Consider the following 13416-nt stretch of genomic DNA (forward strand, 5'->3'; position numbering starts at 1 on the left):
GCTTTCAAATGTCAGGAAAAGATGTAAATGTCTTCGAGATGGCGCAATCTCAAGTAAAAAATGCATGTGATAAATTAGGTATGGAACCAGCAGTTTATGAATTACTAAAAGAACCTATGAGGGTTATTGAGGTTTCAATTCCAGTAAAAATGGATGACGGTTCTATAAAAACTTTTAAAGGATTTAGATCACAACATAATGATGCAGTAGGGCCAACAAAAGGTGGAATAAGATTCCATCCAAATGTTTCAAGAGACGAAGTAAAAGCTTTATCTATATGGATGACTTTCAAATGTTCTGTAACAGGTATACCATATGGTGGAGGTAAAGGTGGAATAATAGTAGATCCATCAACTTTATCTCAAGGTGAATTAGAAAGATTAAGTAGAGGATACATAGATGGAATATATAAATTAATAGGTGAAAAAGTTGACGTTCCTGCACCAGACGTAAACACTAATGGACAAATAATGTCTTGGATGGTTGATGAATATAATAAATTAACTGGACAAAGTGCTATAGGTGTTTTAACTGGTAAACCAGTTGAATTTGGTGGTTCTTTAGGAAGAACAGCTGCTACTGGATTTGGTGTTGCTGTAACTGCAAGAGAAGCTGCTGCTAAATTAGGAATAGATATGAAAAAAGCTAAATTAGCTGTTCAAGGTATAGGAAACGTTGGTTCTTACACAGTTCTTAACTGTGAAAAACTTGGTGGTACTGTTGTAGCTATGGCTGAATGGTGCAAATCAGAAGGTTCTTATGCTATATACAATGAAAATGGTTTAGATGGTCAAGCTATGTTAGACCATATGAAAGAACATGGTAACTTATTAAACTTCCCAGGAGCTAAGAGAATATCTTTAGAAGAGTTCTGGGCTTCAGATGTTGATATAGTAATACCAGCTGCATTAGAAAACTCTATAACTAAAGAAGTTGCTGAATCTATAAAAGCTAAATTAGTTTGTGAAGCTGCTAATGGACCAACTACTCCAGAAGCTGACGAAGTATTTGCTGAAAGAGGAATAGTTCTTACTCCAGACATATTAACTAATGCTGGTGGAGTTACAGTTTCTTACTTCGAGTGGGTACAAAACTTATATGGATACTACTGGTCAGAAGAAGAAGTAGAGCAAAAAGAAGAAGTAGCTATGGTTAAAGCATTTGAATCTATTTGGAAAATCAAAGAAGAATACAATGTTACAATGAGAGAAGCTGCTTATATGCATTCAATTAAGAGAGTTGCTGAAGCTATGAAATTAAGAGGATGGTACTAGAATTTACTCTTAATAAATAATAGGATATAATTATTTAATATATAAAAGGGCTGTACTATGTACAGCCCTTAAAAGTTGTATGACTCAAAATAATTTGGGTCATTTTTTATTTTGTAAGATATATTAATGTAATCTATGTAAAAAAATTAAATACAACTATAAGCAATAAAACTAAAGTTGATGTAATTAAAATTATTTACTTTCAAAACACTTATAATGTAATATTAGTAGGTTTTAGATAGAGTCTATATATTATTATAACTTAAACTAATTCTTGTCAATTGACGCACTAATTATGAATAAGATATAATTAAATAAAAATAGTTTTATAAACTTAATTGAAAAAATATTAAATAAAAATAAATATATTTCTAAATTAAATATGTTTCAAGTAAGATAGGAGAGAGTTGATGGCTAACTTAATTCTAAATGGGATTTCTAGAACAGTTATAGTGAGTAGTTTATGTATATTTTTAATATTAATTTTTAAGAAAAAGATATTTAAAAGATTTAGTAAGAAGTTCAATTATTATATATGGTTAATAGTAGTTCTTAAGTTGTTACTTCCATTTACCTATTATACCTTTACAGTTAATATTTTAAGAAATAAAACGAAAGCCAGTATTGATAATATTAACTTAGAACATTTTAATAGTGTTTCAACTTTAAGTAATAGTATTTTGATATATGTTTGGATTTCTACTGTAATAATATATTTAACTTATAATATCTTTAAATACATAAAACTAAAAAACTTAATAAATGACTTATCTTATGATGTTGAGGATGAAGAAATAATAAATCTTTATGTAAGTATATTAAAAGAATTTAATATCACAAAAGATATAAAGTTAAAATATTCTTATGAAGTTGAAACACCAGCATTTTTTGATTCATGTGTGCTTTTACCACCACATGATTATAAACTAAAAGAACTTGAATGGATTTTTAGACATGAGCTTATGCATTTTAAGAGTAAAGACCTTTGTTTGAAATATGTAGTGTTGTTTTTAAAAATAGTTTATTGGTTTAATCCAGTTATATATAATGGATAAACATATGGATTTAGATTGTGAACTTTATTGTGATGAGAGGGTTTTAAAAAAGTTTAGTACAGAAGATAAAAAAGACTATGCTTTAACAATTATAAATGCAATGAGAAGAAGCTCAAATTCTTCAAACAAATTTGTAGCTGGATTACATAAGAAATCTGATATTAAAAAGAGAGTAACGAATATGTTTAATGAAAAATATAAGAATGGTATATTAATAGCTTTAATTATATGTTTATTGTTTTCTGTTACGTTCTTTAAATTTGATTCAACTAGTCTTATTGAAGATACTGCTCCTTTAAATAAATCTGAGTGTGTATTTGAAGGAAGAGAGGAAGGAATGTTTATAACTATAGATTTTACATATGCAAATGCACCTGAAAAATTAAGAAGAGAGCATGAAGAAAACTGTAGAGCAGTTGGAATTATACCTAAAGATTCAGATTCAATAGAAGTTTTTCCCAGAGATTTTAGATATTGTTTGGATTTAAAAAAATAAAATTAACATCATAGAAGCTTTATATTTAAATTAAACAGTTAAAAAATTTAAGATTAATTACTAGAATATGATTTAAATAAGAAAAGAAGTAGTTTAGATTTAGTTTAAAAGGAGACATTTATATTAAGGATATAAAACTTAAAAAATAAGTAAATTGAAATACAAAATACTAATAAATAAGTTAGGTGAAAATATATGGTTAATTCAATTCTAAATGGGATTTTTAGAACTGTTATAGTAAGTAGCTTAAGTATTTTTCTGATATTGATTTTTAAGAAAAATGTATTCAAAAGATTTAGTAAAAAATTTAACTATTACATATGGATGATAGTTGTTATTAAGCTGTTGCTACCTTTTACATACTATACCTTTACAATAAATATCTTGAGAAGCAAAGAAAATATCAATATTAATAATATTAATTTAGAGGGATTCAATAATATTTCAAATTTAAAGAATAACATCTTATTATATGCTTGGCTTATAAGTGTAGTAATATATTTAATTTATACTATATTTAAATACATAAAACTTAAAAACTTAATAAATGATTTATCCTATGATGTTGAGGATGAAGAAATAATAAATCTTTATAAAGATATATTAAAAGAACTTAATATAACAAAAGATGTAAAACTAAAGTATTCTTATGAAGTTGAAACACCAGCATTTTTTAATTCATGTGTACTTTTGCCACCACATGACTATAATTTAAAAGAGCTCAATTGGATTTTTAGGCATGAACTTATGCATTTTAGGAGTAAAGACCTTTGTTTAAAGTATGTAATGATATTTTTAAAAATAGTATATTGGTTTAATCCATTTGTATATATAATGGACAAACATATAGATTTAGATTGTGAACTTTATTGTGATGAGAGGGTTTTAAAAAACCGTAGTGAAGAAGAAAAACAAGATTATGCTCTAACAATTATAAATGCAATGAGAAGAGGTTCAAATATTTCAAATAAATTTGTGGCTGGATTACATAAACAATCTGATATTAAAAAAAGAGTAATGAATATGTTTAATGAAAAATATAAAAATGGTATTTTAATGGCATTAACTTTATGTTTATTATCTTCTATTACTTTTTTAAAAGTAAATTCAACTAGTATTGCTAATTTAAATGTATTACCTAAAGATTTGGATTACTCAGAAACTACTAATAGAGCAATAATAGGCTTTATATCATTTACATATGCAGATGCTCCTGAAAAGGTTAGAAAAGAGCATAAAGAAAACTGTGAGTATTTGGGGAAGATTCCAAAAGATTCTGATGAAATAGAAGTTTATATAAAATTCTATAACAAATTAGAACCATAAGTAAACTTAGAAAAAACTATAATCTAAAAGTCACTTTTCTAAAAGTGGCTTTCTATAATAAGTTAAAAAATTCACTATATTTCTAACTTTATAGAAGTTTTATTAAAAAATATACGATACATAAAAACGCACAAAAAAACACATAAAACAATATTTATGCGTACTTTAGCTTCAAAAGGTACAAAATTCTTTACTTTTACAAACTCATATTATATAATTAAGTAAATAATGTATATTTAGGTGACATATTGGATAAGCTAATTAATTATTATTTATTAATATAATGATACTATAAAAGTTATATAAAGAGGTTTACAAAAAAGTTACAGATAGAGCTTTTATTAATGTATTGTGTATTAGTATTTTATCCTTAGGTACACTTCACCTACAAAATAGAATCATAAGATAATTATGGGAAAATTTTAGGAGGTTTATCGTGAAGAAAAAGATATTAATACCAGTATTTGCATCAGTTATGGCATTATCAGTAAGTTCAATTGTAAATGCAGATGAAATAAATGATTCATCTCAAAATAAAGATGATAAAACAAATACTGAATTAAATTTAGGCGAATATAAAGAAGTAAAATATAAAGTTGCAAGAATAAAAGATGGAGTAGCTATAAAGATAAGAGAAGAAGGTCAAGTTCAAAACATAGCTTATTCTGGAGACGAATTTACAGTCCTAGGAATCCAAGGAGAATGGGTTAAAGTTAAAGTTGAAGATGGCGAAGGTTGGTTGGCTACTAGATATGTAGATATATCTGAAGGGGTAGGATATACTAACGCTGATAAAGTAAACTTAAGAAAAGATAAAAGTGAAAATTCAGAAGTAATTGGGGAGCTAGAAAAAGGAAGCTCTTTATTGGTTTTAGAGGAAAATGGAGATTGGTTAAAAGTTAAAGATGGAGAAACAGAAGGATATGTAAAATCTTCTTATGTAACTGATAAAGCTCCAGTAATAGAAGAGCCACAAGTAGACCAAAATGTTACTCAAAATGGAGATTCTACAAACACAAATAACAATCAACAAAACAATACAAATAATAATCAACAAAATAATAATTCAAATGTGCCAACAGCTAACTCTAATGCAGTTCAAGCTGTGCTTAATTTGGCTTATTCTAAGCAAGGTTGCCCATATGTTTGGGGAGCAGAAGGGCCAAATACTTTTGACTGTTCAGGATTTACACAATATGTATACAGAAATGCAGTAGGAAAGAAGATACCAAGAACATCTAAGGCACAATCTAATTATGGACAAACTGTAAGTAAGGCAAATTTACAGCCAGGAGACTTAGTATTCTTTACAACTAATGGTTCTGGTTCTGTTAGTCATGTTGGTATATATGTAGGTGGAGGTAATATGATACATTCACCATCAACAGGAAAAACAGTTCGTGTAACTAGTATAAATTCAGCATACTATACAGCAAGATTTGTTACAGCAAAAAGAATCTTATAATCGATTTGTACTATAATAAATTGATAAATACATAAATACAAATGCTCTATATTATATTTAATTTAATCAGGAAATCTAAAATGATTATATGTTAAATGCAATATAGAGTTTTTTGCATTATCTTAAATTTTGATGTGGATTTATATTAATATTACTATTAAATAGTATTCTTTCCAGATAATGATTATTTGCGCAATACCTTGACAGGATAAGGTAAAGGTGATAAGCTACTAACAGTACAAAAATACTTTTAATTTTAGTTCAGAGAGGCTAAAAAAGGAGGACGAAAGATGTTAAAATCAAGAAATTTAATCCAACCAGAAGACTTTTCAATAGAAGAAATAGATGAAATATTAGAATTAGCTCAAAAAATAATTGACAATCCGTCAAAATATTCTCATATATGTGAAGGTAAACTATTAGCTACATTATTTTATGAACCATCAACAAGAACAAGATTAAGTTTTGAATCTGCTATGAACAGACTAGGAGGTCGTGTCGTAGGTTTTTCAGAGCCAAACTCATCATCTGCATCAAAGGGTGAAACTTTAGGTGATACGATGAGAATAGTATCTGGTTATGTTGATATAATAGCTATGAGACACCCTCAATCAGGTGCAGCTACAGAAGCATCAAAATTCACAGAAGTACCATTTATAAATGCAGGAGATGGCGGAAATCAGCATCCAACCCAAACACTTACAGATTTACTTACTATAAAATCATTAAAAGGAACTTTAGAAAATCACACAATAGGATTATGTGGTGATTTAAAATATGGAAGAACTGTACATTCTTTAGTTAAGGCTATGGCGAGATACAAAAATACTAAGTTTGTATTTATAGCACCTGAAGAACTAAAAATGCCAGACTATATAAAAGAAGCTATAAAGGGACATGCTTACTATGAAACTAATAATTTAGATGATGTTATAGGAAGTTTGGATGTTTTATATATGACTAGAATTCAACAAGAAAGATTTGAAGATAAATCAGAATACGAAAGATTGAAAAACTATTATATTTTAAATAAAGCTAAATTAGAAAAAGCATCTGAAAGTATGTTAGTAATGCATCCATTACCAAGAGTAAATGAAATAGATGTTGATGTAGATACAGATGATAGAGCTGTTTATTTTAAGCAAGCTAAATATGGAATGTTCGTTAGAATGGCATTAATAATAAAGCTTCTAGGTATAAATGAAGGCTAGTAGTTACATTATATAATAGTAAAGGAGATTTTGGGATGTATAAAATTCTAGAAAATATATACATAGGTGAAGATATGTATAGAATGAAAGTAAAAGGTACTTTTGAAGGTAAGATGGGACAATTTTATATGCTAAGAGCATGGGATACTTATCCAGTACTTTCAAGACCTATAAGTATACATGATATAGATGAAGAAGGTATAACTTTTCTTTATAAAGTAGTAGGAGAAGGAACTCAAATTATTAGTAATCTAAAAGTGAATGATACTATAAAGCTAGAAGGTCCTTATGGAAATGGATATAGTAAAGTTGATGGAAAAGTAGCTCTAGTAGGTGGTGGAATCGGTGTAGCACCATTGTATTTAGTTGCTAAAAATATAAAAGACTGCGATGCTTATCTTGGATTTAGAGAAGATGTTATATTAGAAAATGAATATAAAGAAGTTTGTAATGAGGTATATACAACAGTAGGAAATACGTTTGTAACAGACATAATTGATGTAGAAAAATATGACTATATATTAACATGTGGGCCAACTCCAATGATGGAAAAATTGGTTAAAATGGTAGAAGGTACTAAAACAAGGATTATGGTGTCACTTGAAAATCATATGGCATGTGGAGTAGGAGCATGTTTAGTATGTACATGTAAGACTACTAAAGGAAACAAAAAAACTTGCAAAGATGGTCCAGTATTTTGGGGAGAGGACGTGATTTTTAATGGCTAATTTGAACATAAAATTTGGAAATATTAATTTTAAAAATCCAGTAATAATGGCGTCTGGGACTTTTGGATTTGGAAGAGAATATAATGAAATTTATGATATACAAAAGCTTGGTGGTATAAGTAGTAAAGGTCTTACTTTAAATAAAAAACCTGGTAACAATGGTATGAGAGTTCATGAGACACCATCAGGTATGATGAATAGTGTTGGACTTGAAAATCCTGGAGTTCAAGGATTTATAGACAGTGAACTTCCTTTCTTCAGTGAGTTAGATTTAGTTAGAATTGCTAATGTTGGAGGTGGAACATTAGAAGATTATCTACTTGGGGTTAAGCTGTTAAATGACAAGCCTGTAGATATTATTGAATTAAACATATCTTGTCCAAATGTCAAAGCAGGAGGAATGGCTTTTGGTATAAAAAATGAAGTGGCAAGAGAAGTTGTTCGTGAGGTAAGAAACGTAACTAAACTACCTCTAGTAATAAAATTATCGCCTAATGCTGAAGATATTGTGGGTATGGCAAAAGTTTGTGAAGAAGAAGGTGCTGATGGAGTATCTTTAGTTAATACTTTTAAAGCAATGGCAATTGATATAAAAAATAGAAAGCCAGTATTTGAAAATGTATATGCTGGATTATCTGGCCCAGCTATAAAGCCTATAGCTCTTAGAATGGTACATGAAGTTTGTAAAAATGTAAATATACCAGTAATGGGAATGGGTGGAATAACTAAAGCTACAGATGCCATAGAATTTATAATGGCAGGAGCTACTTGTATTCAAGTTGGAACTGCAAATTTCATGAATCCTAAAATTGGTCTTGAGATAATAGATGGAATCAATGAATTTATGGATAGAGAAGGAATAAAGACTTTAGAAGAAATAAGAGGAATTATATAAGTCAGTGCAGGTATGATAAATAAGTATAACTAAAGCAAATAATATAAATTAAAATAAATATAATATTAACATGGAGGAAAAAATAATATGAGTAAAGTAGATGTAGTAGATATATTAAAGAAAAGTGATGCATTATTAGAGGGACATTTTTTATTATCTTCAGGAAAACACAGTAACAGATATGTGCAATGTGCAAAGTTATTAAGATTCCCAGAGTATGCAGCTGAGGTATTAAATACAGTTGTTGAACAAATTAAAGATTTAGGTATAGACTTAGTAGTTGGGCCAGCTATGGGTGGAGTAGTAGTTTCTTATGAGTTAGGAAGACAGTTAGGAAAAGAAGCTATATTCACTGAGAGAAAAGATAATACAATGGAGTTAAGAAGAGGATTTGAAGTTAAAAAAGGTGCAAAAATAATAATTGCTGAAGATGTTGTTACTACTGGTAAGTCAACTATGGAAACAAAAAGAGTATTAGAAGCATTAGGTGGAGAAGTTATAGGTGTTGCTTGTATAGCTGATAGAACTAATCATGATATAGGTATGCCTATATATAGTGCAGTAAAACTTGATATTCAAGTTTATGAAGCTGGTGAATGTCCTTTATGTAAAGAGGGAAAATTACCAGTTGTTAAACCTGGAAGTAGAGAGTTTAAAGAATTAGGAATGTAATAACTAATTAATTAAATTTAACATTATTTGAGGAAATACAAATTTTTTTGACTAAAAAAATATCAATTTAAATATATAAATAAGAGATAATAAACAGCTAGCTTTCATTTAAAAGGCTAGCTGTTTTTTGTTGAAAATATATTTACAAAACAGTAGCTAGTAGCAGTACAATATAATTATAAAATAAAAAATTATTATATATATTGGGGAGGGTTTCGGTATGAGTAATCAATTAAAGAAAAATCAAAAAAAGGTTGTATTTTTTGGTGTTGGTGCTGTTGGGGCTACCTTTGCAGAACAATTTTTAAATTCTAAATATGATTTTAAAATTCTTTGTGACCAAAAAAGAAAAAAAAGATATTTAGAAGATGGTTTTATAATAAATGGAAAAAGATATGACTTCGATTATATAACTAAAGATGAATATAAAAAAGAAGCTGATTTTATAATTATAGGTTTAAAATACAATAACCTAAAAGAAAATATAGAAGAGTTAGATGGATTGGTTGGAAAAGATACAGTAATAATGTCTTTATTAAATGGAGTTAATAGTGAAGAGATAATAGGAGAAAGATTTGGAATTGAAAAAATGGTATATTCATATGTAACAAATATAGATGCAAAAAAAATAGAAAATAATATTATACATACTACAGATGGAATAATTGTATTTGGAAATAAAGATAATAGTGAAGATAGAAAAACAGATATAATAACTGAAGTTTTTGATAGTGTAAATATAGAATATGTATTATCAAAAAATATTCAAAAAGATATGTGGTGGAAATACATGGTTAATATTGGGGTAAATCAAACTTCAGCTATACTTGGAGCTTCTTATGGAGTGTTTCAAGATTCTGAATATCTAAGAGAGTTAGCAAAATCTGCAATGAGAGAAGTTGTTGATATAGCTGAAGTAAAAGGTATATGTCTTACAGAAGATGATGTAGAAAATTCATTACATAGAATACTAGAACATTCAAGAGAAGGTAGAACATCAATGCTTCAGGATGTAGAGGCTCATAGACTTACAGAAGTAGATATGTTTTCTAAGAATATTTGTGAACTTGGAAGAAAGTATAACATACCAACTCCTATAAATCAGACTCTTTTTTATATGATAAAAGTAATTGAAAGTAGATTTTAGAAAATTTTTAGAAAAAAATTGAGGCTGTGAGTAAATCTGTGTAAAACAAATTTATCTACAGCTTTTTTAGTAGACACAATTGGTAAAAATGGTTATAAGTCAAATTATGAATACTAAAAAAATAAAAAATTTTAAATTTTTTATTTATTGCAAAAAAAAGGAAGAAATGCTATACTTTTTGTAATATATTATTTCAGTTGTTATGATACAGTAAATTTTTATAATTTAATCTGTCTAATAATGTCTTATAGTTTATGTTTTTATTATATTATAACAAAATAATATAAATAAAGTGATAGTATAGAAATAAGGTGATAGTATTGAAAGTAAAGTCAAATTTAGATGAAATTTTATATCATAAGATTATTGAAAGTCTTATACGTGGTGAATACTCTGTAGGTCAGAAAATTTTACTTAATGACCTTTGCGAAAAGTTTGAAGTTAGCCGAACACCAGTCGTACAGGCAGTAAAAATGTTAAATAAAGACGGTGTGCTTACTATTATGACAAATGGTAAAGTGTATGTACCAGAGTATGAATATGATATGGTAAAACAAGTTTGTGAAACAAGGACATTGATTGAAACATATGCTTTAGAAAAAATGATGAAGGAAGAAGATGATGAGGTTTTCCAACAAAAGCTAGATACGATAAAAAAATATTCTGCTAAATGCGAAATATTTTATCAACAAGGAAAATCGGTAGAACTTGCTCTTACAGATTTAAAATTACATAAAGCTATTGTTGAAGGTGCAAATAATAAAATTTTAAAAGATGTCTATGTTGGTATACAAGGAAGATTTATAGTAGTAAATTATTTGATACGACCATTAAAAAATCGTAATTATGAGGGAACAGTGCAAGACCATTTTGAAATATTGGAATACATTGAAAAGAGAGATACAAAAAAAGCAGTTGAGAAATTAAGAAATCATATACAAGGAACTATTAAACGATTTTGTGAAGATGAATAAGAGACTTCAAGATTCCTATATAGTACAGGAAGCCATATGGCTTCCTAAAAAATTAACCTTTTATAAAAAATTTTTTATTTTAAATTTAAAATTTTAAATTTAAAATAAAAAATTTGAAAGAGGTGATAGGAACTTTGAATAAAATTATTACAGAAGGGATAGAAAATACTATGAAAAAGCTATTTACAAGTGAAACATTTTTGGAATTTCAGTTTATCAGTGACTGCCAACTGTCTCCAGATGGAGGATATACAGCCTTTGTTATAAAGAAAGCTGATATCAAAGAGAATGGTTACACAAGCCAACTTTATGTATTAGACAATAAAAGTGGAGAATTAAAACAAATAACTTCTATAGATTCTGTAGGAGCATATGCTTGGGAAAATGAAAATACGATTTTGTTCCCTGCTTTGAGAAATGAAAAAGTAAAAGAAGGTATTAAAAATGGCAAGCAATGTATGAGTTACTATGCTTTATCTTTACATGGTGGAGAAGCAGAAGAACTTTTTAGATTACCCATCAAAGGTGGTAAATTGAATCCTATAGGAAAAGGTTTGTATGCAGTAATTGATTCTTATGATAATGACCAACCTGCTATGGAAGGATTGTCAGAAGAAGAACAGCAGAAAAAAATAAATGCTTATAATAAAAGACAATATGAACACTTTAAAGAAATTCCTTATGCTATCAATGGTGAAGGATATATTAGTAGGAAAAGAAAGCGCCTGTACTTATATAACAATAATACAAAGGAATTAAAGCCAATTACAGCCCCAATGTTTAATGTGGTAGATATGAAAATAAATGATGGCAAAATATTATATGTAGGACAGGAGTTTGAAAATGTAAAAGGTTTAAAAAATGGAGTTTATGTGTTTGATACTAAGAATAATACAAATGTTTGTATATTAGAAAAAGATAATTATATTATAAAAGGTTTTGAATTATATAAAAATAAAGCAGTGTTAAATTTAACAGATGCTTTGTCTTATGGTAATGGCGAAAATGGAGATTTTTATACCATTGATATTGATACAAAAGAAATGAAACTTCTTTCAGAACATCAACATCATTGTATAGGAAATACAATAACATCTGATATTAAAATAGGTACAGGGCAGACAACAAAAGTAGATGGTGAATATATTTATTATACCTCTACAGTAAATATGGACTGCATTATTGAGAGAATACATATTCCAACAGGAAAACAGGAAAAAGTTACAAAAACAGGTTCTGTTGATTTTATCGATGTGAAAGATGGCAATATTGTATGTGTAGCTTGTACAGGAAATCAATTACCTGAAGTTTATACAGTAGAAAATGAAACTTTATGCAAGAAAACATATTTGAATGAACATATTCTACAGGAATATAAAATTTCTGAACCAGAATATATGGAATCAAAAGGAAGTTCTAACTGGGAAATACAAGGATATGTATTTAAACCAGTAGATTATGAAGTAGGAAAAAAATATCCAGCTATATTGGCAATTCATGGTGGGCCAAGATTGACATATGGACCATATTTTATGCATGAAATACAGGTATTTGCAAGTTCAGGATATTTTGTATTCTTCTGTAATCCAAGAGGTTCCGAAGGTCGAGGGAATGATTTTGCTGATATTAGAAAACAATTTGGAGATATTGATTACATAGATTTTATGGAGTTTACAGATGCTGTACTTGAAAAATATCCTGATATTGATGAAACGAAGTTGGCTGTAGAAGGTGGAAGCTATGGCGGATTTATGACAAACTGGATAATTGGTCATACAAATCGTTTTGCTGCTGCTTGTGCTCAGCGTTCTATTGCAAACTGGAGTGGTATGGAGGGTACAACAGACATTGGTTATTATTTCTGCAAAGGGCAAACAGGAGCTTCTCACATGGAAAATCATGAGCTTCAATGGAAACAATCTCCTCTTGCTTACGCTGATAAATGTGTTACTCCAACTTTATTCTTACATGGGGAAAAAGATTATCGTTGCTATATGCAAGAAGCATTCCAGATGTTTTCTGCATTGAAAATTCATGAATGCCCTACAAAACTTTGTCTTTTTGCAGGAGAAAATCATGAGTTATCACGTTCTGGCAGACCAAAACAAAAACTACAAAGATTAGTAGAAATGTTAAATTGGTTTTCAATATATGTTAAAAAAGAGCAGTAAAG

Annotated in this window: 11 protein-coding genes and 1 pseudogene; all 12 read left to right on the forward strand. The window is 28.3% G+C overall.

The genetic code is table 11. The features are described from left to right. Positions 1 to 8 precede the first annotated feature (8 nt). Positions 9 to 1274 carry a Glu/Leu/Phe/Val family dehydrogenase gene (gene gluD / locus KGF52_RS08315; RefSeq protein ID WP_227434603.1) on the forward strand — a complete coding sequence of 422 codons (1266 nt, stop codon included), beginning with the start codon at positions 9 to 11 and terminating at the stop codon, positions 1272 to 1274. Positions 1275 to 1684: 410 nt separating this feature from the next. Beyond that, positions 1685 to 2450 (forward strand): annotated as a pseudogene (locus KGF52_RS08320) (M56 family metallopeptidase); the annotation flags it as partial. Between the two features lie 216 nt (positions 2451 to 2666). Beyond that, the gene (locus tag KGF52_RS21615) at positions 2667 to 2825 is read left to right on the forward strand and encodes a hypothetical protein (protein WP_413894731.1); all 159 of its coding nucleotides are present in this window, start codon (positions 2667 to 2669) and stop codon (positions 2823 to 2825) included. 195 nt (positions 2826 to 3020) lie between these two features. Continuing rightward, the gene (locus KGF52_RS08325; protein WP_227839784.1) at positions 3021 to 4151 is read left to right on the forward strand and encodes a M56 family metallopeptidase; all 1131 of its coding nucleotides are present in this window, start codon (positions 3021 to 3023) and stop codon (positions 4149 to 4151) included. Positions 4152 to 4587: 436 nt separating this feature from the next. Beyond that, entirely contained in the window at positions 4588 to 5616 is a 1029-nt protein-coding gene (locus KGF52_RS08330; protein ID WP_227827831.1) for an NlpC/P60 family protein, read from the forward strand. 290 nt (positions 5617 to 5906) lie between these two features. Next, positions 5907 to 6827, forward strand: a complete 921-nt coding sequence (gene pyrB / locus KGF52_RS08335; protein WP_227839785.1) for an aspartate carbamoyltransferase — start codon at positions 5907 to 5909, stop codon at positions 6825 to 6827. Between the two features lie 35 nt (positions 6828 to 6862). After that, positions 6863 to 7555: a dihydroorotate dehydrogenase electron transfer subunit gene (locus KGF52_RS08340; protein WP_227839786.1), complete on the forward strand. Its 693-nt coding sequence runs from the start codon at positions 6863 to 6865 to the stop codon at positions 7553 to 7555. Beyond that, complete coding sequence (locus tag KGF52_RS08345) at positions 7548 to 8450, forward strand: dihydroorotate dehydrogenase (RefSeq protein WP_227839787.1); 903 nt, start codon at positions 7548 to 7550, stop codon at positions 8448 to 8450. Before KGF52_RS08340 ends, KGF52_RS08345 begins: the two co-directional genes overlap by 8 nt. 87 nt (positions 8451 to 8537) lie before the next feature. Beyond that, positions 8538 to 9122, forward strand: a complete 585-nt coding sequence (gene pyrE, locus KGF52_RS08350; protein ID WP_227827827.1) for an orotate phosphoribosyltransferase — start codon at positions 8538 to 8540, stop codon at positions 9120 to 9122. A 220-nt stretch (positions 9123 to 9342) separates the two neighbouring features. Next, positions 9343 to 10269, forward strand: a complete 927-nt coding sequence (locus KGF52_RS08355; RefSeq protein ID WP_227839788.1) for a ketopantoate reductase family protein — start codon at positions 9343 to 9345, stop codon at positions 10267 to 10269. Between the two features lie 311 nt (positions 10270 to 10580). Continuing rightward, positions 10581 to 11243, forward strand: coding sequence for a GntR family transcriptional regulator (locus KGF52_RS08360; protein WP_227839789.1), 663 nt, complete (start codon positions 10581 to 10583; stop codon positions 11241 to 11243). Positions 11244 to 11377: 134 nt separating this feature from the next. Continuing rightward, positions 11378 to 13414 carry an alpha/beta hydrolase family protein gene (locus KGF52_RS08365; protein WP_227839790.1) on the forward strand — a complete coding sequence of 679 codons (2037 nt, stop codon included), beginning with the start codon at positions 11378 to 11380 and terminating at the stop codon, positions 13412 to 13414. Positions 13415 to 13416 lie beyond the last annotated feature (2 nt).

Source organism: Clostridioides sp. ZZV15-6597, from assembly GCF_020657815.1.
Classification (GTDB): domain Bacteria; phylum Bacillota; class Clostridia; order Peptostreptococcales; family Peptostreptococcaceae; genus Clostridioides.

Excerpts from the sequence above, each read along its gene's own strand:
- KGF52_RS08355 (WP_227839788.1), top strand. The coding sequence starts at position 9,343 with ATGAGTAATCAATTAAAGAAAAATCAAAAAAAGGTTGTATTTTTTGGT.
- KGF52_RS08325 (WP_227839784.1), top strand. The coding sequence starts at position 3,021 with ATGGTTAATTCAATTCTAAATGGGATTTTTAGAACTGTTATAGTAAGT.
- KGF52_RS08340 (WP_227839786.1), top strand. The coding sequence starts at position 6,863 with ATGTATAAAATTCTAGAAAATATATACATAGGTGAAGATATGTATAGA.
- gluD (WP_227434603.1), top strand. The coding sequence starts at position 9 with ATGTCAGGAAAAGATGTAAATGTCTTCGAGATGGCGCAATCTCAAGTA.
- KGF52_RS08345 (WP_227839787.1), top strand. The coding sequence starts at position 7,548 with ATGGCTAATTTGAACATAAAATTTGGAAATATTAATTTTAAAAATCCA.
- pyrB (WP_227839785.1), top strand. The coding sequence starts at position 5,907 with ATGTTAAAATCAAGAAATTTAATCCAACCAGAAGACTTTTCAATAGAA.
- pyrE (WP_227827827.1), top strand. The coding sequence starts at position 8,538 with ATGAGTAAAGTAGATGTAGTAGATATATTAAAGAAAAGTGATGCATTA.
- KGF52_RS21615 (WP_413894731.1), top strand. The coding sequence starts at position 2,667 with ATGTTTATAACTATAGATTTTACATATGCAAATGCACCTGAAAAATTA.